Annotated in this window: 14 protein-coding genes; 8 read left to right on the plus strand and 6 right to left on the minus strand. The window is 67.4% G+C overall.

Features of this window, described 5'->3' with window-relative positions; genetic code table 11:
• Nucleotides 1-152: 152 nt before the first annotated feature.
• Genes ACZ5C2_RS25975 through ACZ5C2_RS26000 form a run of 6 tightly spaced genes read left to right on the plus strand, consistent with a single transcriptional unit; the run spans nt 153 to nt 5,675 of the window.
• A complete protein-coding gene (locus tag ACZ5C2_RS25975) occupies nt 153-1,049 on the plus strand; it encodes a branched-chain amino acid ABC transporter permease (protein ID WP_468795541.1) in 897 nt (298 codons plus the stop codon).
• Nucleotides 1,049-2,152: a branched-chain amino acid ABC transporter permease gene (locus tag ACZ5C2_RS25980; protein WP_468795543.1), complete on the plus strand. Its 1,104-nt coding sequence runs from the start codon at nt 1,049-1,051 to the stop codon at nt 2,150-2,152. The genes ACZ5C2_RS25975 and ACZ5C2_RS25980 overlap by 1 nt, the downstream gene beginning before the upstream one ends.
• Nucleotides 2,149-2,988, plus strand: a complete 840-nt coding sequence (locus tag ACZ5C2_RS25985) for an ABC transporter ATP-binding protein (RefSeq protein WP_468795545.1) — start codon at nt 2,149-2,151, stop codon at nt 2,986-2,988. The genes ACZ5C2_RS25980 and ACZ5C2_RS25985 overlap by 4 nt, the downstream gene beginning before the upstream one ends.
• A complete protein-coding gene (locus ACZ5C2_RS25990; RefSeq protein ID WP_468795547.1) occupies nt 2,985-3,698 on the plus strand; it encodes an ABC transporter ATP-binding protein in 714 nt (237 codons plus the stop codon). Before ACZ5C2_RS25985 ends, ACZ5C2_RS25990 begins: the two co-directional genes overlap by 4 nt.
• Nucleotides 3,699-3,702: 4 nt before the next feature.
• Nucleotides 3,703-4,749 (plus strand): proline racemase family protein, encoded by a 1,047-nt coding sequence (locus ACZ5C2_RS25995; RefSeq protein ID WP_468795550.1) that lies wholly within the window; start codon nt 3,703-3,705, stop codon nt 4,747-4,749.
• Nucleotides 4,746-5,675: an ornithine cyclodeaminase family protein gene (locus tag ACZ5C2_RS26000; RefSeq protein ID WP_468795553.1), complete on the plus strand. Its 930-nt coding sequence runs from the start codon at nt 4,746-4,748 to the stop codon at nt 5,673-5,675. The genes ACZ5C2_RS25995 and ACZ5C2_RS26000 overlap by 4 nt, the downstream gene beginning before the upstream one ends.
• Nucleotides 5,676-5,990: 315 nt before the next feature.
• Here ACZ5C2_RS26000 and ACZ5C2_RS26005 read toward each other — a convergent pair whose 3' ends face one another.
• The 5 genes from ACZ5C2_RS26005 to ACZ5C2_RS26025 form a co-directional block, all read right to left on the minus strand.
• Nucleotides 5,991-6,707: a GntR family transcriptional regulator gene (locus tag ACZ5C2_RS26005; RefSeq protein WP_468795556.1), complete on the minus strand. Its 717-nt coding sequence runs from the start codon at nt 6,705-6,707 to the stop codon at nt 5,991-5,993.
• 110 nt (nt 6,708-6,817) lie between these two features.
• On the minus strand, nt 6,818-8,215 hold the full coding sequence (locus ACZ5C2_RS26010; RefSeq protein WP_468795559.1) for an aldehyde dehydrogenase family protein: 1,398 nt from the start codon (nt 8,213-8,215) through the stop codon (nt 6,818-6,820).
• A gap of 306 nt (nt 8,216-8,521) precedes the next feature.
• Entirely contained in the window at nt 8,522-11,119 is a 2,598-nt protein-coding gene (locus tag ACZ5C2_RS26015) for a collagenase (RefSeq protein ID WP_468795562.1), read from the minus strand.
• Between the two features lie 236 nt (nt 11,120-11,355).
• Nucleotides 11,356-12,540 (minus strand): S1 family peptidase, encoded by a 1,185-nt coding sequence (locus ACZ5C2_RS26020; RefSeq protein ID WP_468795565.1) that lies wholly within the window; start codon nt 12,538-12,540, stop codon nt 11,356-11,358.
• Between the two features lie 421 nt (nt 12,541-12,961).
• Nucleotides 12,962-14,422 carry an aminopeptidase P family protein gene (locus tag ACZ5C2_RS26025; RefSeq protein WP_468795568.1) on the minus strand — a complete coding sequence of 487 codons (1,461 nt, stop codon included), beginning with the start codon at nt 14,420-14,422 and terminating at the stop codon, nt 12,962-12,964.
• A gap of 1,146 nt (nt 14,423-15,568) precedes the next feature.
• Between ACZ5C2_RS26025 and ACZ5C2_RS26030 the strand changes: the two genes are divergently transcribed.
• Nucleotides 15,569-18,163 (plus strand): collagenase, encoded by a 2,595-nt coding sequence (locus ACZ5C2_RS26030; protein ID WP_468795571.1) that lies wholly within the window; start codon nt 15,569-15,571, stop codon nt 18,161-18,163.
• Here ACZ5C2_RS26030 and ACZ5C2_RS26035 read toward each other — a convergent pair.
• Nucleotides 18,157-18,741 carry a zinc ribbon domain-containing protein gene (locus ACZ5C2_RS26035; RefSeq protein WP_468795574.1) on the minus strand — a complete coding sequence of 195 codons (585 nt, stop codon included), beginning with the start codon at nt 18,739-18,741 and terminating at the stop codon, nt 18,157-18,159. The genes ACZ5C2_RS26030 and ACZ5C2_RS26035 overlap by 7 nt on opposite strands.
• Before the next feature lie 225 nt (nt 18,742-18,966).
• Between ACZ5C2_RS26035 and ACZ5C2_RS26040 the strand changes: the two genes are divergently transcribed.
• The gene (locus tag ACZ5C2_RS26040; protein ID WP_468795577.1) at nt 18,967-20,217 is read left to right on the plus strand and encodes a L,D-transpeptidase; all 1,251 of its coding nucleotides are present in this window, start codon (nt 18,967-18,969) and stop codon (nt 20,215-20,217) included.
• Nucleotides 20,218-20,232: the final 15 nt, after the last annotated feature.

Below are 20,232 nucleotides of genomic sequence, written 5' to 3' on the forward strand. Positions count from 1 at the left end.
AACCGTCAAACACATGGGGGGGGTGGGGGTCTGAAACCTCCTTCTCGCGAGGGGCAAACCTTTCGCCCTCAACGGGGGCCTGGGGGGGGGGGGGGTCCCCCCCCCCCCCCCCCCCCGCGCCGCTGCTTCCCCTCACATACCGGGAAACACGCATGAACCACTTGCAACTCGTGCTCAGCGGTCTGTTCGTCGGCTCGTTCTACGCCCTGGTCGCACTCGGCTATTCGATGGTCTACGGGGTCATCAAACTGCTCAACTTCGCCCACGGCGACCTCTACATGCTCGGGGCGTTCACCGGCTTCACCATGCTCAGTGTCAGTGCCGGTGCACTCGGCGGCGGACTCGTCGCGCTCATCGTGATCATGATCGTCGCGATGATCGCAACCGGTACCTTCGGCATGGTCCTGGAACGGGTGGCCTACCGGCCGTTGAGGAGCGCGCCGAGGCTGTCCGTTCTCATCACCGCCGTCGGCGCGAGTTTCGCGCTCGAGTACGGCATCGCGGTCGCCTTCGGGCCGACGCCTGAGGTGTACCAGATCGAAGTCCGTGGTGGCACGCTGAACATCGCAGGCGCGCAGATCACCCAGGCGCAGTTGGCGATGACGGCCATCGCGGTCGTCCTCATGATCGCTCTTGACGCTCTGGTCCGGAAGAGCCGGACGGGCCGCGCGATGCGGGCCGTCTCCCAGGACCCCAAAGCTTGCCTGCTCATGGGGGTCAACGTCGACCAGGTCATTTCGCGGACGTTCTTCCTCGGGTCGGCCCTGGCCGGCGCGGCGGGGGTCATGGCCGGCGCGTACTACGGGAAAATCGACTTCCTGATGGGCTTCATCATCGGGCTCAAGGCGTTCACCGCGGCCGTCATCGGCGGTATCGGCAACCTGCGCGGAGCCGTTCTCGGCGCGATCGTGCTCGGTCTGCTGGAGTCGTTCGGAGTCGCCTACCTCGGCAGCGAGTGGCGTGATGTCTTCGCGTTCGGCTTCCTCATCCTCTTTTTGACCGTGCGCCCGACAGGGCTGCTCGGCGAGCGTGTCACGGAGCGTGTGTGATGAACGACGAGCCCACCCTGCGTGCCGACGCGGAAGCCTCGGTGTATGCCGCCGTCGTGGAGGAGCGCGCACCCGCGAACGTCGCGCTCGCCGGCCAGGGGGCCGGAACCCCGAAACCGGGCCGCGCGGTGGCCGCGGAGGCGGTGTCGGACTTCCTGGCGAGCAAGTGGCTCGCCCTTGGCGTGGCCGTCGCCGCGCTGGCGCTGCCGTATCTCAACTCCGGCACCTATGTCATCCGGATCGCCGTGGACGCGCTCATCTTCGTTCTGCTCGCGGTCGGGCTGAACATCGTGGTCGGCTTCTGCGGGCTGCTCGACCTCGGATACGCCGCGTTCTTCGCGATCGGCGCGTACACCTCGGGTCTTCTGGCCACGGCCTTCGGGTGGCCGATGATCGCGACCGTCCCCGTGGTCGTGGTCGCAGCGGTCGTCGGCGGGCTCGTCATCGGCGGGCCCACGCTTCGGCTGCGCAGTGACTATCTGGCCATCGTCACCCTCGGGTTCGGGGAGATCATCCGCATCACGGCAAACAACCTCGATTTCACCGGCGGCCCAAACGGGCTGTACGGCATCCCCGGTTTCGGTGATGTCGGCCTGCGCGCCGATATCACGCTCTACTGGGTCACCACGGTCGTCGTGTGTGCCGCGGTGCTGTTCTCGAGCCGGCTCGGACGCGGCCGGATCGGCCGGGCGTGGCGGTTCGTCCGCGAGGACGAGGACGCCGCCGAGGCAATGGGCATCCACACCTACAAGGTGAAGTTCGCGGCCTACATCGCCGGCGCGGTCTTCGGCGGCATCGCGGGCGTGCTGTTCGCGGCACACCAGACGGCAATCTCTCCGCCAAGCTTCAACTTCCTGTGGTCGGCGCTCATCCTGATGGCCGTCGTCCTCGGTGGTATGGGCTCCACGCCGGGTGTCGTCGTCGGAGCTCTTGCCATCTCGCTGCTGCCCGAACTGCTGCGCGGCGCCGAGAACTGGCGCTATCTCATCTTCGGCCTGCTGCTGATCGTCGTCATGGTCTTTCGCCCGCAGGGACTGCTGCCGGCCCGTACGGGCGAGCCGGGAAGGCGGCGCGGACGCCGGGCACGGGGAGGTGTGTCGTGAGCAAGGTGCTCCTCGACGTAAAGGACATGGCGGTCTCGTTCGGCGGAGTGCGTGCCGTCGACGGCCTCACCTTCTCCGTCCACGAGGGAGAGGTGCTCTCGGTCATCGGTCCGAACGGCGCCGGCAAGACAAGTGCCTTCAACTGCGTCACGGGCTTCTACAAGCCGTCCGCGGGCTCCGTGACGTTCCACGGCATCGACATCACCGGAAAGCGGCCGGCCCGCATCGCCGCGAGCGGGATTGCACGGACGTTCCAAAACCTCCGGCTCTTCGGCGACCTGACAGTGCTGGACAACGTGCGAGCGGGTATGCACGTCCGCATCAAGCAGAACTTCCTCGACGCGATGCTGCACACCCCGCGCTACTGGCGAGGCGAGGACGCCGCCACCGACGAGGCGCACAAGTGGCTCGACTTCGTCGGCATGCGGTACGACCGGACCGCACGGATCCGCAACCTTCCCTACGGAGAGCAGCGGCGCGTCGAGATCGCGCGGGCACTGGCGCGCGAGCCCCGGATGCTGCTGCTCGACGAGCCGGCGGCCGGGCTCAACCACGGGGAAAAGGCACGCCTGCTCAACCTCATACGGTGCATCGCCGGCCTCGGGATCGCGGTGGTCCTGATCGAACACGACATGGGGCTGGTCATGGAAGTGTCCGAACGGATCGTCGTACTGAGCCACGGCAGGGAGATCGCCGACGGCACGCCGGCCAAGATCCGGTCGAACCCGGCGGTCATCGAGGCCTACCTCGGAGCAGAGGACGAGGAGGCTCACGCGGAGGCCGAACGCATCGCGGCCGAAGCGAGCCCGGGCGGCACGACGGAGGTAGAACGGTGAACACCGTCCTCGACATCAAGGGACTGGAAGTCGCCTACGGCAAGGTGGAAGCCCTCAAGGGCCTCGACCTCACCGTCCGCGAGAACGAGATCGTCGCCCTGCTGGGCAACAACGGCGCGGGAAAGTCCACGACCGTCTCGGCGGTCTCCGGAGTCGTACGGCCCCGGGCCGGGACCGTCACGGCGTTCGGGGAGGACATCACGAGGGCGACGCCCTGGTCGATCGTCGAGCGCGGAATCGTGCACGTCCCCGAGGGACGACGGATCTTCTCGCGGCTGACGGTGCACGAGAACCTGCAGATCGGCGGCTACACCGTGCGCGACAGCACGTCGATCGACAAGCGGATCGACCAGGTCTACGCACTGTTCCCGCGCATGGCCGAACGGCGTGACCAGCAGGGCGGAACGCTTTCCGGAGGTGAGCAGCAGATGCTCGCGATCGGCCGGGCGATGGTCGCCGGGCCCCGGCTGATCATGCTGGACGAGCCGTCGATGGGCCTGGCGCCCCTGATCGTGGCCCAGGTCATGGACGCCATCGTGTCGATCAACCAGGCGGGCACCGCGGTGCTGCTCATCGAGCAGAACGCGCGGGCCGCGCTGAAGGTCGCTCACCGCGGCTGTGTCATGGAATCCGGCCGGGTGGCGGCGACCGGATCGGCCGCCGAACTCCGCGCCGACCCACAGGTCGTCGAGGCATATCTGGGAGCGTGACGGGTTGACGAGAACGACGGAGCCGATCGGGACGATCGACTGGCACACCGGCGGTGAACCGTTCCGGATCGTGCCGGACGGTCCCGCCGCGGTGAACGGTGACGGGCTCACCGTCGCCGAACGCCGGGTCGTCGCGATGGCGAGCGACGAGGCGCAATGGATGAGGGCGCTGCTGTGCAGTGAGCCCCGCGGCCACGCGGACATGTACGGCGGCTTCCTGGTGCCACCGGACGACGACGGAGCCCATCTGGGCGTCCTCTTCTGGCACAAGGACGGATTTTCGACCGCGTGCGGTCACGGCACGATGGCTCTCGGGGCCTGGGCAGTGGTCTCGGGCGGGGTCCCGGCCCCTGACGACGGTGTCACCGACGTCGTGATCGATGTGCCCTCGGGGCGTGTCACGGCGAGTGTCCGTACCAGCGGGGGCCTGGTCGAGGACGTGACGTTCACGAACGTCGCCGGTTACGTCCACGCCCGCGGAGTCGACGTGGCGACCTCGCACGGAACGGTCGCCGCGGACATCGCCTTCGGCGGCGCGATGTACGCCGTGTTGCCGGCGGAGGCGGTCGGTCTGCGGGTCCGGCCGGAGAACGTCACGCAGCTCATCGCGGCGGGACGCGAGATCCGCAACGCCCTCAACGCCGCCGGCGCTGCCGAACACCCGGGCGATGCCAGACTGTCCGGCGTCTACGGAACGGTCTTCACCGAGGAGGTCCGCCCTCCGGTGTTCCGGGCCGACGGCAGCCGGCGACTGCACCAGCGCAACATCACGGTGTTCGCCGATGGTGAGGTCGACCGGTCTCCGTGCGGTTCCGGCACGTCGGCCAGGGTGGCACTCCTCGCCGGCACCGGAGAACTGCTTCCCGGTGACGAGTTGCTGCACGAGTCCGTGGTGGGTTCCGCGTTCCGCGCGCGGATCGCGAAGCAGACCACGGCACACGGAATCCCGGCGGTCGTCACGGCGGTGACGGGCACGGCTCACGCGGTCGGCACGTGCCGGTTCACCGTCGATCCCCGTGACGTGCTCCTTCCCGGGTTCGTGCTGCGGTGAGCGCGGTTCTCGACGCCGAGGACGTCTTCGCGCTCGGTCCGGTCGCCGCCGTCGCGGCGGTCCGTGACGCACTGGCGGCGGGGCTCGATCCGGATGACGACGTGCCCCGCGCCTTCGTTCCGCTGGCCAACGGCCAGGGACTGCTCATGCCGTCGGAGGCCGGCGGCTGGTTCGGGGTGAAGGTCGCGACGGTCGCTCCTGGAAATGCCGCACGCGGCCTGCCACGGATCAACGCGACCTATCTCCTGCACGACAGCGAGACACTGACCCCCCTCGCCCTCCTCGACGGGGTCGCACTGACCACCTTGCGCACCCCCGCCGTCTCGGTCGGAGCCTGTCTGGACCGGCTGCGCGTTCTCGCGGACTCCTCCACCGGCGGGCTGCGGCTCGTGGTCTTCGGCGCGGGTCCGCAGGGGGAGGGACACGTCCGCACGATCCGGGCACATGTGCCGGTCATCGATGTGACGGTCATCACACGTCGTGGGGGCGTGTCCCCGGTGTGGGCGAACCGCCATCTGCCGGCGGAGGACGCGGCGGTTGCCGGCCGCGTTCACCGCGCGGACGTCGTCGTCACGGCGACCTCCGCCCGCGAACCGGTCCTCGGTGGACACCTCGTGCGCGACTCCGCGGTCGTGCTGGCCGTCGGCTCCCATGAGCCGTCGGCGCGCGAACTCGACGGCGTGCTCATGGGACGGGCGACGGTCGTCGTCGAGAGCCGAGACGTCGCTCTCCGTGAGGCCGGCGATGTCGTTCTGGCGGTCCAGGAGGGCAGGCTCGCTCCGAGCTCACTGGTGACCATGGCCGATCTGCTCGGCTCGGGCGCAACCGTCCGCGCCGATCGCCCCATGGTCGTGAAGACGAGCGGCATGGCGTGGGAGGACCTGGTCGTCGCCGTCGCGGCACACCGACGCAAGCAGCAAGCATGAGCAGAAGGACGGAGGGTGGCCCATCAGATGACCGTTCCGCCCTGACATCAAGCCCCACGGCTGATGGACAAGTCGGCGATGACCCCGACCTTGACGAAAGGGGGCTGCCCACTCCAAATCCTTACATGACCGTCCATAAGGCGGCAGTGAGGTGGCGGACTGCCGGTGGATCTTGAAGCGGAAGTCTCTGCGCAGCCTCCTCCGCGCAGCCTCCTCGAGGGAACAGCCGTGACGCGCCGGCCGGTCGAGGGCCTGACGGAATCTGCGGACCGATCACTTCGTCCTGTCAGCCACGGTCGGCTGCCGGCAATGAGATCAACGGGCGCCCAGCTTCCTCACTGAGGAGGTGCGTTCTACGGCCTTCTCCTGCTTCCGTGCTGCCCACAAGGTCCGGACATGCGCAAGGTGATGGCGCATGCGTTCCTCGGCCGCTGCGGCGTCTCCGGCCAGCATGAGGTCGAGCAGTGCGGTGTGCTCCTGAGCGGAAGCCACCAGCGCCCCGGCTTCCGCGAGCTCGGTCAGGCCGTAGAGTCGGGAGCGTTTGCGCAGGTCGGCCACCGTCTCGACAAGACGGGAGTTGCCGGCGAGGCCGAGTAGGCCGAGATGGAAGCGGCGGTCCGATTCCAAGTAGCCGATGAGGTCGCCGGCGCGGGCGGCGGCTACGATTTCCTCGGCCACGGGGCGCAGGGCCTCCAGCTCTTCCCGCGTGGCCGACCGGGTGACCCTGCCAACGGTCGGGATCTCGATGAGGGAACGAATCTCGGTGAACTCGTCCAGGTCGCGCTCGGACAGCTCGGTGACGCGGAACCCCTTGTTGCGTACGGCCTCGACCATGCCTTCACGTGCCAGATCCAGCATGGCCTCGCGTACAGGAGTCGCGGAGACGCCATACTCGGCCGCGAGGGTGGGTGCGGAGTAGATGACCCCGGGCTTCAGGTCGCCCGCGATCAGTGCTGCGCGGAGGGCATTGGCCACCTGGTCACGCAGGTGCTTCTGTACCGAGATGAGTGTGCGGGGCTTCAGCTCGCTCATGGATTCCCCTCCGTGGATTTGTTACCTCACTATACAATGTCACGTTGTGCCACATCCACGCGCCCCGCCCGGTGCGACCGGTAAGGTCGGGTCCCCTTCTTGTGGCGAGCTCAGGCCGACGCAGTGGGCAGAAGGGACACCGTTCGGGTAGAGGTGTAGAAGTCCATCGTGGCTCGCTCCTTCTCCCGCACTCTGCACGGATCCTTCTCCCGCTCGAAGGGGAGAAGGAACTCGACGCCGGTGGTCGGTGCGTTCACCCGCACCATCGCCGTGTCCAGGCGGTCCACCGCCAAAAGCGCTTTTTCCAGATCGCTCGTATGCAGTGAGGACACCACGCCGTGGCGGCCGCTGTTCGCGGCCCGGATCGCCTCGTCGAAGTCCGCCGCCCCTGACAACACCGCGACGGGGCCGTAAATCTCACGGCGGTTCAGGTCATGGTGGCCGGGCACATTCTCCAGCAGCACGGGGTCGACATACCAACCCGGTGCTTCCCTCCGGCCACCCTGGGTGTTCCCCGCCAGTGCATGTGCTCCCGAAGCGAGAGCGCTGTCCCTGAGGTGGATGACACGGTCACGAGCCATTCTGGAGATGACAGGGCCGCACACCGCGTCGGTCGTGTTCGGATCACGAGCGGGCAGAGCTCGCAGAGCCTGCCTCAACGCCTCGCGCAGCTTCGGCAGGACGCTGTCCACAGCAATCACTCTTTTGGTGGCGGTGCGCTTCTGGCCCGCATAGCCGACGACCGCCATGGCGATGTCGGCGGCGGCGCGTACTACATCGGCATCCGGCAGGACCACGGCAGTGTTGTAACCACTCATGTCCGCCTGGACGGGTACGCCGCGGGACGTCGCGGCGCGTACCACCGCACTACCGACAGCGGGAGATCCGGTGAAGGAGACCACATCGACCAGGCCGGCCAGGGTGGCCCCGACTTCGGCGCCTCCGGGAGCAACCTGCAGGACGTCCACAGGGAGGACTCCCCTGAGAATCTCCGCCAGGCGCAGGGCGCACGCGGTGGCCTCCGGCGCGGGCTTGAGAACCACGGTGTTGCCGGCCGCGAGGGCCGGTGCCGCCTTCCAGGACGGCGCGGCCAGCGGGAACTGCCACGGGGTGATCAATCCAGCGACGCCGTGCGGACGTCGGCGGGTGAGCAGGAGCCCTGGCCCGGAGGTCGGCTCGTGCGCCGCTCTGGGAGCGTCCTGGGGGAGCTGGGCGTAATAGCGCCAGATCGCCACCGCGCGTGCGAGTTCCTCGCGGGCCTCGGTGAGCGGCTTGCCGACTTCTCGGACCAAGAGTCCGGTCAGTTCTTCGTACGCGGCCTCGAGGGCGTCTCCGGCCCGGTGCAGGGCCGCAGACCGCGCGGCGGCACCGATGGTGAGCCATGCGGCCTGGGCGCGGGCGGCCCGCTGCACGGCTCGTGTGGCGGTGTCAGGGCTGCAGCCGTACAGCTCGACGAGCACGTCACCGGGGTCGGCGGGGTTGCGTGAGAGCACCACGCTGTTGGCCATCGGACCGGGGTGGATGTTCACAGGAGGGGCCTTCCGGGATGAAGTCGTGATGCAGGGGGACCTCTGGACGGGCATGGAGGCCGTCTGTTCGCGCCGGTACCGGTTCCGCAGCGGGAGCAGGGGGACGTGGTACCGACGCACCTCGGGCTGATGGCGATGTCATCGCGAGGCGCCTCACGAGCACCACAGTAATATGTCACATGTCTTCCTGGGTGGGGAGGTTTGAATCCTCCCGGGGAGCAAAAGCAGAAGCCGGGGCGGGCGCAAGGATCGCGCCCGCCCCGACGGTCGGCGGTGAATCAGGGCTCAGTACTCGGTCTTGACCGTCGCTCCGGAGAAGTCCGCCGCGGCAGCCAGGCTGATGTAGTTCCAGCCGGCGGCCGGATTGGTGATGGTGAGTGTCTCGCTGTTACCTGCGCCTGTGGACCTGCTGGTGTAGCTGGAAGTGGTGGCCCAGGTGCTGCTGTTGTAGTAGAGGTCGGCGTTGCCGGTGCCCCCGGACGAGGTGATCTTCAACTGCTGGACGCCGGAGGGGATGTAGATGTAGAGGTAGGTGTAGTTCCCCGCAGTCGCGGACAGGTTGCTTCGCTTGCAGTTGCGGTCGAGTTCCCGGGTGTCGCTGCCCGTGCACTCAGGAGTGGGGTTTGCACCGCCGACGCCGATGCTCTGGGTTGCGGTGCTGGTGGCGCCCTTGTCGTCGGTGACCTTCAACGTCACGGTGTAGGTGCCCGGAGCTGTGTAGTTCTTGACGGGATGGGTCGCGGTGGAAGTGGTTCCGTCGCCGAAGTTCCATGAACGTGCAGCAATGGTTCCGTCGGAGTCTGTGGAGCGGTCGGTGAAGTCGGCTGTCAGGCCACTGACGGAGACGGCGAACGCCGCGGTCGGCGCCTGGTTGCCCGGCGGGTTGGTGGAGCCTCCGCAGTCGCCGGCCGCGCACCGTGACAGCCAGTTGTACCAGTCGCTGTCGTGGCGTGTGCCGATGCTCCCGGTGAGGTAGGCGCGGGCAGTGTTCCAGCTGCCGGCGCGGTAGTACCCCAGGACGGTGTCCATCTCGGCGCGGTGGGACTGGAGCATGTAGCGCACGGCGAGGTAGCCCCATCGATACACGCGTGTGCTGTCGTGGCTGTAGGTGGTGTCGAACAGCGTGCTCAGCGCATAGGTGCGCCTGCCTGCTTCGGTGATGGCGGCGTCGTAGCGCAGGTTGCGGTAGGAGTAGGACACGTACTCGGCGAAGCCCTCGATCCACCAGATGGTGGGAGTCGATACGTTGGCGTTGAAGTCGCCGTACATGTTGAAGCGGCCGTCGAGGTAGTGCGTGTACTCGTGGTTGAGGTTCCAGATCTGGAAGTCCGGGCGCACCCACTCGGCCTCGTAGGCGATGAACCTGGCCTGGTTGCCGGCCGCGGAGGGGTTCCCCTCGAGGTACATGCCACCATTGTTGGTGTTGATGCCCCAGTCGGCACCGGCGTAGGTCTGGTAGTCGGTGCTGCTGTTGTAGACGACCACTTCCAGGCTGGTGTTGCGGTCACCCGCGACAGGCCCGTTGTCCTTGGCGATGCTGTGGAAGTAGGCATCCTGGTTGGCCAGGCTGCGGCAGGTGGACGCCAGCTGCGCCGAGGTCATCTCCTGTGCGCGGATGCGAAGGCTGGCGCTGCAGGTGTGGTTGATCACCAGTACGCTGGCCGCCAGGCGCTGCTGGAGGTTGCAGGTGCCGTAGTAGCCGCATCGGGACTTGTCGTAGCTGGTGGTCATTTCGGCGATGCCGACCCACAGCGGAGCGGTGGCGCCCTTGAGGGAGCTCTTGCCCAATAGCGCGGCCACCTGCGGCCGGACCGTCTTCTGCATCGATGCGTGCTGCAGGAACCGGGCGAGCTCACGTCCGGCGTTGGAGGCGAGGTAGCTCCGGTCGGTACCGAGGAGGTTCCTGTGCGAGGAGGCGAAGTCGTACAGGGCCTCCAGGATGCTCCGGTCGGAGGACACCGCGTTGACGAAGCCGGGTATCCGATGGCCGCGGAAGAGAACGGTGTGGACGTTGTTGACAGCGTTCAGCATCCACCAGGAGGAGTTCCAGGAGGAGTTGTAGTCCGCCAGCAGGCGCTTGACGATGTACAGGTAGCGGGCGTTCTCCTCGGAGCTGTCGATCAGGGTGACTGCTTCGGCCAGGGTCTCGCCGTTGGCGTCGCTGACGTCCCGGGAGCGGGGGCTGGCGAAGAACGCGTCGAGACCGGCACGGATGGCAGTGCGCAGCTTCGGGCCGTAGGCACCCCCCGTGGCTTCGTCGTGCCAGTGTGCGTAGTAGCCGGCGCGCAGATAGAGCATGAGTTGGGGCATGCCGGTGCTGCTGTTGCCCGGGTAGGAGGCGGAGCCGTCCCGCAGTGCGTAGGCGACGCTCGTCATCCGGTCTTCGCGGAAGGCTCGGTGTGCGTCGCTCCCGCTGAGGTTGAACAGCGTGTCGATGCAGTCGGTCGTGGACGCCTTGATCTGCTGGACCAAGGCGTGCCCCGAACGGCTGGTGAAAGCCTTCGGGTCGCAGTCCGCGGGAGCGGACGCCTTCGCCTTGCCCCCGGCCTCCTCCGGGAGTGCTCGCATGGACGGCCTCTGAAACGGTGCAGGGGAGGCCGGGTCGTCGTAGTCCCGCCGCAGCGCATTCGTGGTCGACGGAAGCGGTGCCCGCTCCTCGACCTTCAGTGGCTCGCCGCGGACGTGCTCAGGATCTTCTCCCGAACCTGTCTGCAGCGAAGCCTGGGGCGGCACATCCTCGCGGGCATGCTGTCCGGTCGCCTGTTGGACGGCGGGAACCGGAGCGGCGTGACTCGGAGCGGCGAGCAGCCCTGTCCCGAGGCACAGGGTCAATATCAGCCCGCTCAGTCTCACGAGATGTGGTCGCTCGAGATTTCTTTTCACGCACTGCCTCCTGGGGAAGGAGCGGCCGTGCGGAAGACACGGCCGGTTGGACCCGGCAGCCCGGAGGAATCCCGGAGAGGCTCCGGGCTGCCGGCCTCGGCATGCAATGCGACAGGTGACATTGCATATTGCCGCCAATATGTGGGGGCGGAATGCAGGAACATCCACGCCTGCCCGGCTCTTCGGCCGAGTGTGCCGTCACACGTCCCGCTTCTCGTGCGACAGCGCCTTCCTGGTCAGCCGGCCAACAGGCTGACTCCCAGGGAGGACAGAGCTCGACCGATCGGCTCGTGGATCATGCCGCATCCGCTGTTGGGGCCACCGCTGAGGATGCCGTGTGCGGTGGATCCGTTATAGACACCGCTGCCGCTGTCTCCCGGTGCCACGCACGCCGTGCTCCAGGTCATGCCGGTCAGGGTGCGTCCGGGGTAGTGGACGGTGGCGTTGGTGTCAGTGATCTGTCCGCAGGTGTAGCCGGTGGTGGAGCCCTGCTTGCAGACGTACTGGCCCACATAGTCGTAGTCCCAGTTCCGGATGGGCTGAGTGGTGTAGACCCAGCCTCGCGGCTGCCAGAAGGCGGTGTCGCTGATCCGCACGATGGCATAGTCGCCGTAGTAGCCGAAGTGGTAGTCCGCCGTGCTGCCCACGCCCTGGTAGCCGTAGCTGTAGGTCGGCACCTCCCAGTAGGAGGCGGCCTCGGTGCAGTGCCCGGCGGTCATCATGTAGTAGCCGTAGCGGTCATAGGCCATGAAGGCGCTGGTGCATCGGGTATTGCCGCCATAGATGGCCAGTCCCGAGCGCAGCGGCGGGTCGCACGAGTACTGGCCGCCGCAGTACACCGGCCGGGACGCGTGCCGGTAGCTGTCGACGACCAGTGCGTTGCCGAACTTCTGCTTGGCCCAGCGCACGACGTGCCGCTGCTCGTCCGTCAGCTTCCTTCCTCGCGGGAGGTCCAGTCGCAGTACGTTCTTCTCGGTCACCACCGCGGACTGCAGGCCGTGCCGCACTCCCTTGTTCGCCTTGGCGATCCGCTTGCCCAGCGAGTCCGACATCTTCTGCAACTCGCTCATGCTGCGCTCGACAGGCACGGCCTCGACCGCAGCCTTCCCCGACGCCAAGGTGCTCACGACCGATGCCGAGGACTTCTCGGTCACCGCGACCCTCAGTCTCCCCCCTCGCTCGTGGTCCACCCACGCCCCACCGAATCGCGCTCCCAGTTTCTCGCGCAGTTCGGTGGCGAGAGCGGCCTGTTCATCCTGCCGCGCGATGCGGCGCTCGCCTTCCGCGGCCGAGACGCCGTAGTCCTCGACCAGTTGGGCCACCGCGGCCTTCTGCTGTGCGTTCGGGCCCGGCCGGGCCGGGACATCTTCCCTGGCCGAAACCGTCGGCGCGAGAAGGAGCGTGGCGATCAGAGCGGTCACCGCCGCCCCTATCGGCCCCGACAGCCGTAACGGAACACCGTGCATGGAGCACCTCCCTGTGGTGGAGCGGACGCCGGGCGGAGAGCGCGCCGCGCTCGACGCGGCCATGAACGCCCGGCGTCGGGGACATGACAGGGAACAATATGGAGGGTGACATGTCACATCGCAAGACTCAGACCCTCTTTTCGGAAGGCCGATCAGCGGAGCATGGTGATACCTCCTGGTCGGACGGCACAACGACGACGGGAGTTTCGTCGGCCCTTCACGGGCGGAGGGCCGTACGGACACTGCCGGATACGAGCTGGTCTCCGTTCGAGTGCCGCCGCCCATGGGGCGGCACTCGAACGGAGGGGGAGTGGGGTGCGAGATGCACAGCTCTCAGGGGCACCCTGAGGGCCGTGCTTTCCGGTACGGTCGCCGGTCAATGCTCCAGCAGCCGGGCCATCCACTCCTCCACGTCGGTCGCGTTACGGGGCAGGGCGTCCGAGAGGAGCTTCGCGCCGTCTGCGGTGATCAGCAGGTCGTCCTCGATGCGGACGCCCATGCCACGCAGTTCCAGCGGCAGCGTCTCGTCATCGGGCTGGAGATAGATACCGGGCTCGACGGTGAGGACGTGGCCCTCCTCCAATACGCCGTCCAGATAGGTCTCCGCGCGTGCCTGCGCGCAGTCGTGAAGGTCGATGCCGAGCATGTGCCCGCTGCTGCATAGCGTGTAGCGGCGGTACAGGCCGCTGTCCTCGGCGAGCGCCCTCTCTGGGGGTATGCGCAGGATGCCCCACTCGTACAGACCCTCGGCTATGACGCGCATGGCCTCCTGATGGAAGTCGCGGAACCGTGCGCCGGGCCGCAGGACGGAGATGGCGGCGTCCTGGGCGGCCAGGACCAGTTCGTAGACATCGCGTTGGGCGGTGGAGAAGCGTCCGGACAGCGGAAGGGTGCGGGTGATGTCGGCCGTGTAGAGCGTGTCGGTCTCCACGCCCGCATCCAGCAACAGCAGCTGAGAGGGGTCAAGTGCGCCGTCATTGCGGATCCAGTGCAGGACGCAGGCGTGGGCGCCGGATGCGGCGATGGTGTCGTAGCCGGTTCCGTTGCCCTCGGCCCGTGCACGCAGATTGAACACACCCTCGATCCAGCGTTCGCCGCGGGGATGCCGCAGGGCCCGCGGCAAGGCGCGGACCACGTCGTCGAAACCCACCGTGGTGTGATGAACGGCCAGTTGGAGCTGGCCGACTTCCCAGGGGTCCTTGACGAGCCGGAGCTCCGCCAATGCGCTCTCCAGCCCGGAGTCTCCGGCCGGAGTACGGCTCTCCCGGGTCACCAGACCGTCCAGCGCTGGATCGACGCCGGTTACCAGGCGGGTAGGCGGGCGCGGGCCGGTGAACAACTTGGGCAGGTCGTCCCGGTGCTCGCAGCGCAGGCCGGTCAGCGACGCCGTTTCGTCCATGTCTGGCCGGCGGCCCACCCAGAACTCGCCATAGCGGCGGTCGCGGTAGAAGCCACTGCTGTCGCGCGGCGAGCGGGGGCGGACATAGAGCACCGCCTCATGGCCCTCGGACCCCGTCGGTTCGAGGACCAGCACATGACCGGGCTGGTCCTCGCCGGTCAGGCCGGTCAGCCAGGCGTAGGCGCTGTGCGGGCGGAAACGGTGGTCCGTGTCGTTGGAACGGACCTTGAGGACACCGGAGGGTACGACGAGCCGTTGACCCGGAAAGCGGGCCGAGAGCCGTTCACGGCGGGCCGGCAGATCGGTGTAACCGGGTACCCGGGTGTCCTCAGGGAGCGGGGAGGGCGCCCAACCGGTGCGTATGAACGAGTCCAGTGCTGCGGAAACGGGCAGGTCATGACTGCCGGTATGCGGGCGGGCAGTGGCGTCGGGGGGCACGGAGCGCTCCTTAGGTGGTCGATCAGCGGCAAGGGGACGCAGGACGTGGTCCTCCAGCACGACACAGCCTTGGACCCCTATAAAATGTCACATTACTATGTAACGGGTTACACCTCGCCAGTCGCTGCACTGCGATCGTTGCCGCCGGCTGTTTCGGAGGCCGTGCCGATGCCGTAGTGAGCCGACTGGCGGACCTGCCACGCTCTCCGGGCATGCACCAGCGCGACATGATCGCCATGACCCTGTCCTGCGAACCCCACGCCCTCATCGCCGTCGAGCCCAAGCCCTGTCGCCCGGCAGACCTGCGGACATCGGCCAGTTGAGGACCGTCAGAAGCCAGCCGAACCCTTTGTTGCCCCGAACCCGCACCCGCGGGACAGCCTCCAACCCGGTCGGCAGCCGCCAGCGCCCGGCGATCGGGCCGGGCCGCCGGTCCGGAAAGCAGGACCCGGCGGTGATCCACCGCGAACAGCCCGCAACCATCACCAGCTCCGGCGGCCGTCCGACCTGGCCGAAGCCGCGCTGGCTGCCGACGTGCAGAACCACAGGTCTCACTGGCCGCCCCGCCCGGATCCCCGAGCACGGCCGGCCCGCGGTCCGGGCCGATGCGCTCGGCGATCATTGTCGGCGGCATCTCCGGCCACTGTTCGAGCAGTTCACAAATCTGTGGCTCGACAGCGTCCACGCCGAGTCCTTCGGCGCCCGCCGATACCTCGGCGGCGTCGTCCGCGATCGCCCTGCGGACCGTGCTTCTCGCGGCCCCGGTTTCCTTGCCATCACCCACACCGGCATCTGTTCGGCCGATGAAGCCGACGGTTCTTCGGCGTCGCCGACAACCCGGCACCTCGTCAGCCGTCGCCGACGAGTCCCGTCTGCACGCTCAAACCCACTGCCCAGAAGGCCGCACGTCTCCCCTGCTGCGCGTCAAGTTCCGGCATCCGTGGATCAATTGGCAACCCTGGATTCACCCGAACGCCTTCCATGCAACATGTCACCTGTGCAATGGTACACCTCACAGGTTGTGGTCATGCCAATCACGCATCAGACGTGCCCCATTTGATCAACGGCGTGGCCCGTCCCGATCCATGTACCTCCTCACCCCCATAGGCCACGCACCGCGTGGCTCAAACCCTCACGGGAGGCGTAGTGAGAAAGTCACTCGTCCGGCGAAGTCTGGGCGCGGCGCTGCCGCTGGCCCTGACCATCGCCATGGGCGCCGGTCTGCTGGCGCAGCCGGCCAGCGCCCGCAGCGGAAGTCCGGTGCCCGTCACACAGGCCGCGACCGCGAACGGGAAGCACACCGCTCCCCCGCCCGTGGCCCAGTCGACCACCGCGGACACCGAGCACGTCGCCAAGGGACGTCAGAAGGCTTCCGTGCTCCCGCCGCTGGCGGCGAGCAAGGACGTACTCAAGAAGTCGTACGCGGAGCACGGCAAGCCGCCGGTCCCCTCCAAGTCGATCGATACGGCAGCCAAGGGTGCCGCCGGGAAGAAGGCCGGCGCTGCGGCCGCCGCCTGCAACGTCTCCGACTTCACCTCCCGTACCGGCAGCGCGCTGGTGCAGCAGATCAAGACGTCCACGACCGACTGCGTCAACACGCTGTTCAGCCTCACGGGCAGCGACGCCTACTACGCCTTCCGTGAAGCGCAGATGACCAGCGTCGCGTATGCCGTGCGCGACGGTTCGGCGTCCTACCCGGGCAACTCCAGCACCGGTATGCCGCAGCTCGTGCTCTACCTGCGCGCCGGCTACTACGTCCACTACTACAACGCCGGTACGGTGGGCACCTACGGCAGCACGCTGAAGACTGCCATCCGCTCCGGCCTCGACGCGTTCTTCGCCAGCCCCCGCTCCCGGGACGTCACCGACGCCAACGGCGAGACCCTGGCCGAAGCAGTCACCCTGATCGACAGCTCCGAGGAGAACGCCCGCTACCTGTACATCGTCAAGCGCCTGCTGGCGGACTACAACTCCTCCTGGAACTCCTCCTGGTGGATGCTGAACGCTGTCAACAACGTCTACACGGTGACCTTCCGGGGCCACCAAGTGCCCGAGTTCGTCAGTACCGTCCAGGCAGACCCCAGTGTGATCGATGCCCTGCACAACTTCGCCTCCGGTCACATCGCGCTCCTGGGCACCGACCAGTCGTACCTGACCTCCAACGCCGGACGCGAACTGGGCCGGTTCCTGCAGCACACGAGTCTGCGAAGCAAGGTTCGTCCCCTGGCCGCCGGCCTGCTGAACCAAAGCGCGATCACCGGCCGCACCGCCCCACTGTGGGTGGGCGTCGCGGAGATGACGGACTACTACGACAAAGCCAACTGCTCCTACTACAACACCTGTGACCTTCAGGCTCGCCTGAAGAGCGAGGTGCTGCGGGTCAATTACACCTGCAGTTCCAGCATCCGCATCCTGGCCCAGCAGATGACCTCGGGCGAACTGTCCTCCAGCTGCAACAGTCTGCGCAGCCAGGACGCCTACTTCCACAACATAACCCGGGACAACGGGCCGGTCGCGGGCGACAACAACAACACGATCGAAGTCGTGGTGTACGACTCCAGCACCGACTACCAGACGTACGCCGGCGCGATGTACGGGATCGACACCAACAACGGCGGCATGTACCTGGAGGGTGACCCGGCCGCTGCCGGCAACCAGCCGCGCTTCATCGCCTACGAGGCGGAGTGGCTGCGCCCGGACTTCCAGATCTGGAACCTGAACCACGAGTACACCCATTACCTCGACGGTCGCTTCGACATGTACGGCGATTTCACCGCCAACATCACCACCCCGACCATCTGGTGGATCGAAGGCTTCGCCGAGTACGTCTCCTACTCCTACCGCGGCGTCCCCTACACAGCGGCGATGACCGAGGCCGGCCGCCGTACCTACTCCCTGAGCACGCTGTTCGACACCACGTACAGCCACGACACCACCCGCGTCTACCGCTGGGGCTACCTGGCCGTGCGATACATGCTCGAGAACCACCGCGCCGACATGGACAAGGTGCTCGGCCACTACCGTGCCGGCGACTGGAACGCCGCCCGCACCTACCTGACCGGCACGATCGGCACCCGCTACGACAACGACTGGTACACCTGGCTGGCGGGCTGCGCGGCCGGCGACTGCGGTGGAGGGACCAACCCACCGGGCAATCAGGCTCCCACCGCCGCCTTCACCACCGCCGTACAGGACTTGAAGGTCACCTTCACCGACCAGTCCACCGACTCCGACGGCACCATCGCGTCGCGGTCCTGGAACTTCGGAGACGGCACCACCTCCACCGCCACCAATCCCAGCACGACGTACACCACCGCCGGCACCTATACGGTGAAACTGACCGTCACCGACGACAAGGGCGCCACTGCTTCCGCCACCCGTACCGTCACGGTCGGCAGCGGTGGTGGCATCACCGAGTGCACCGGCACCGACACTCGGGAGCTGGGCCAGAACTGCCGACGGAGCAACCAGTCAGCCACCACCGGGAACTACGCCTACCTGTACCTCTACGTACCGGCCGGCACGACCCAACTGAGGATCACCACCTCCAGCGGCACCGGTGACGCAGACCTGTACTACAGCAACACCGGCTGGGCCAGCACCACCAGCTACACACAACGCGCCACGGGCACCGGCAACAGCCATACTCTGACGGTCAACAACCCGCAGGCCGGCGCAAACTACATCAGCCTGCACGCCGTGGACAGTTTCTCCGGCGTCACAGTCACCACCAGCTACTGACAGGCCGCAGCTCGAGAACGACCGATCCACCTTCTGGCCCGGAGCGGCTCCCCCCGCTCCGGGCCGGAAGGGCTTCTGCAGGGCAACAGCGACTGAAGCAACTTGACGTGCTCCCTGGCCCAAAGTCCAGGGATTCCGGCCTGGGTCGGCTGCCCCTTCCGGGGGCTTCCTGCTTCAACGCGCTGTGCCGGGACTTTCGTCCTGGTCCTACCGGCGCTCCACGAGGCGTTTAGCGTCTCCGCCCGTCCGGCGGCGACGATTCGGAGTCCTTCGAAGAGGACGTTGCGGGCTGCGTTGTGGTCGCGGTCGAGCACGATGCCACAGGCCCCGCATGTCCACTTCCGGACGTGCAAGGGCTTGGGGCCGGACGGGGAATCACTGCCGAGCCGCCCGTCTCCGGATCGAACCACCACTAGGATGGATGAGTTCCCAAGTGGCCATGAGGAGCGGGCATTGAGCCCCGGCCGGATCGCCCGTACCGGGGGAGAGTTGCAGGCCGCCTGCCCCCACTTCGACGCCGCCTCCTTCACTGCCCAGGTCACCGCCGATCTCCCCCGCCTGGAGCTCAGGGCCCGCATCGCCCGCACGGCAGAGGGCCTGCACCAACACCTGTCCGTCACCAGGCCGGCCGCCCTCGACACCCTGCTGCGCTCCCTGCCGGCCACGAACCCGGACGTGGTGAGCCCCGCGGGTGATGGGGAACCGGATCACCCGGTCGTAGCGTTGAGGATTGTGGACGGGCCCCGCGGTTTCGCGCCGGGGACTCGTGGGGTTGGGATTCGGCAACGATGGAGAAGCGTGTGATGACGGACGGTAAGCGGCGCAGGGGTCTGGCGGCCGCGTCCGCTCTGCTCGGCGGAGTGCTGGTGCTCTCGGCGTGTTCCGGCGGTGACGGTGGTGCCTCCGGCGGCGACGGCAAGGACACCTCGCAGGCGCAGGTCGACGAGGCGGCGGCGAAGAATTCCTCCGAGGCGCAGATCAAGATCACGCCGAAGGACGGCTCGAGCAACGCCTCCGTCAACAACTCCGCGGCCGTGACCGTGAGCAAGGGCACGCTCACCCAGGTCAAGATGACCACCTCCGAGGGCACCGCCGTCGCGGGCGAGATATCCGCCGACAAGAAGAGCTGGAAGCCCAGTGCCCAGCTGGAGCGTGCCACCACCTACAAGGTGGCGGCCACCGCCGAGGACTCCGAGGGCCTCGCCGCCCACGAGAACGCGTCGTTCACCACGGTCTCCCAGGCCAACAGCTTCATCGGCAACTTCACTCCGGACGACGGCACCACGGTCGGCGTCGGTATGCCGGTGTCGGTCAACTTCGACAAGGCGATCACCAACAAGGCCGCCGTCCAGAAGGGCGTCACCGTCTCCACCACCAGTGGTCAGGAGGTCGCCTGCCACTGGTTCAACGCCAACCGCATGGACTGCCGGCCCGACGAGTACTGGCAGGAGGGTTCCACGGTCACCCTGAAGCTGGCGCTCGACGGAGTCGAGGGTGCCGAGGGCGTCTTCGGCGTCCAGCAGAAGACGGTCAACTTCAAGATCGGCCGCAACCAGGTCTCCTACGTCGACGCCGAGACCAAGCAGATGAAGGTCACGCAGGACGGCAAGACCGTCCGCACCATCCCGATCTCCGCCGGGGCGCCCGAGAACAAGACGTACGAGGGCGAGATGGTGATCTCCGAGAAGTTCAAGGAGACCCGGATGAACGGCGCGACGGTCGGCTTCACCGGCGCCGACGGCAAGGGCGAGTACGACATCAAGGACGTGCCGCACGCCATGCGGCTGAGCACCTCCGGCACCTTCATCCACGGCAACTACTGGGGCGCCAAGTCCATCTTCGGCAGCGTCAACACCAGTCACGGCTGTGTGGGCCTGGCCGACGCCAAGGGTGCCGGCGACCCGAACACGCCCGGGTCCTGGTTCTACGACAACTCGATCGTCGGTGACGTGGTCGTCGTGCAGAACACCGGCGACAAGACCATCGCCCCGGACAACGGCTACAACGGCTGGAACATGAGCTGGGAGCAGTGGAAGGCGGGTTCGGCCCTCTGACGTCCCCTCCGGACA

Source organism: Streptomyces sp. NPDC031365, assembly GCF_055569765.1.

Excerpts from the sequence above, each read along its gene's own strand:
- ACZ5C2_RS25975 (WP_468795541.1), top strand. The coding sequence starts at position 153 with ATGAACCACTTGCAACTCGTGCTCAGCGGTCTGTTCGTCGGCTCGTTC.
- ACZ5C2_RS25980 (WP_468795543.1), top strand. The coding sequence starts at position 1,049 with ATGAACGACGAGCCCACCCTGCGTGCCGACGCGGAAGCCTCGGTGTAT.
- ACZ5C2_RS26005 (WP_468795556.1), bottom strand. The coding sequence starts at position 6,707 with ATGAGCGAGCTGAAGCCCCGCACACTCATCTCGGTACAGAAGCACCTG.
- ACZ5C2_RS26010 (WP_468795559.1), bottom strand. The coding sequence starts at position 8,215 with ATGGCCAACAGCGTGGTGCTCTCACGCAACCCCGCCGACCCCGGTGAC.
- ACZ5C2_RS26035 (WP_468795574.1), bottom strand. The coding sequence starts at position 18,741 with ATGCGGGCCCTGAGCTCCAGGCGGGGGAGATCGGCGGTGACCTGGGCA.
- ACZ5C2_RS26040 (WP_468795577.1), top strand. The coding sequence starts at position 18,967 with ATGACGGACGGTAAGCGGCGCAGGGGTCTGGCGGCCGCGTCCGCTCTG.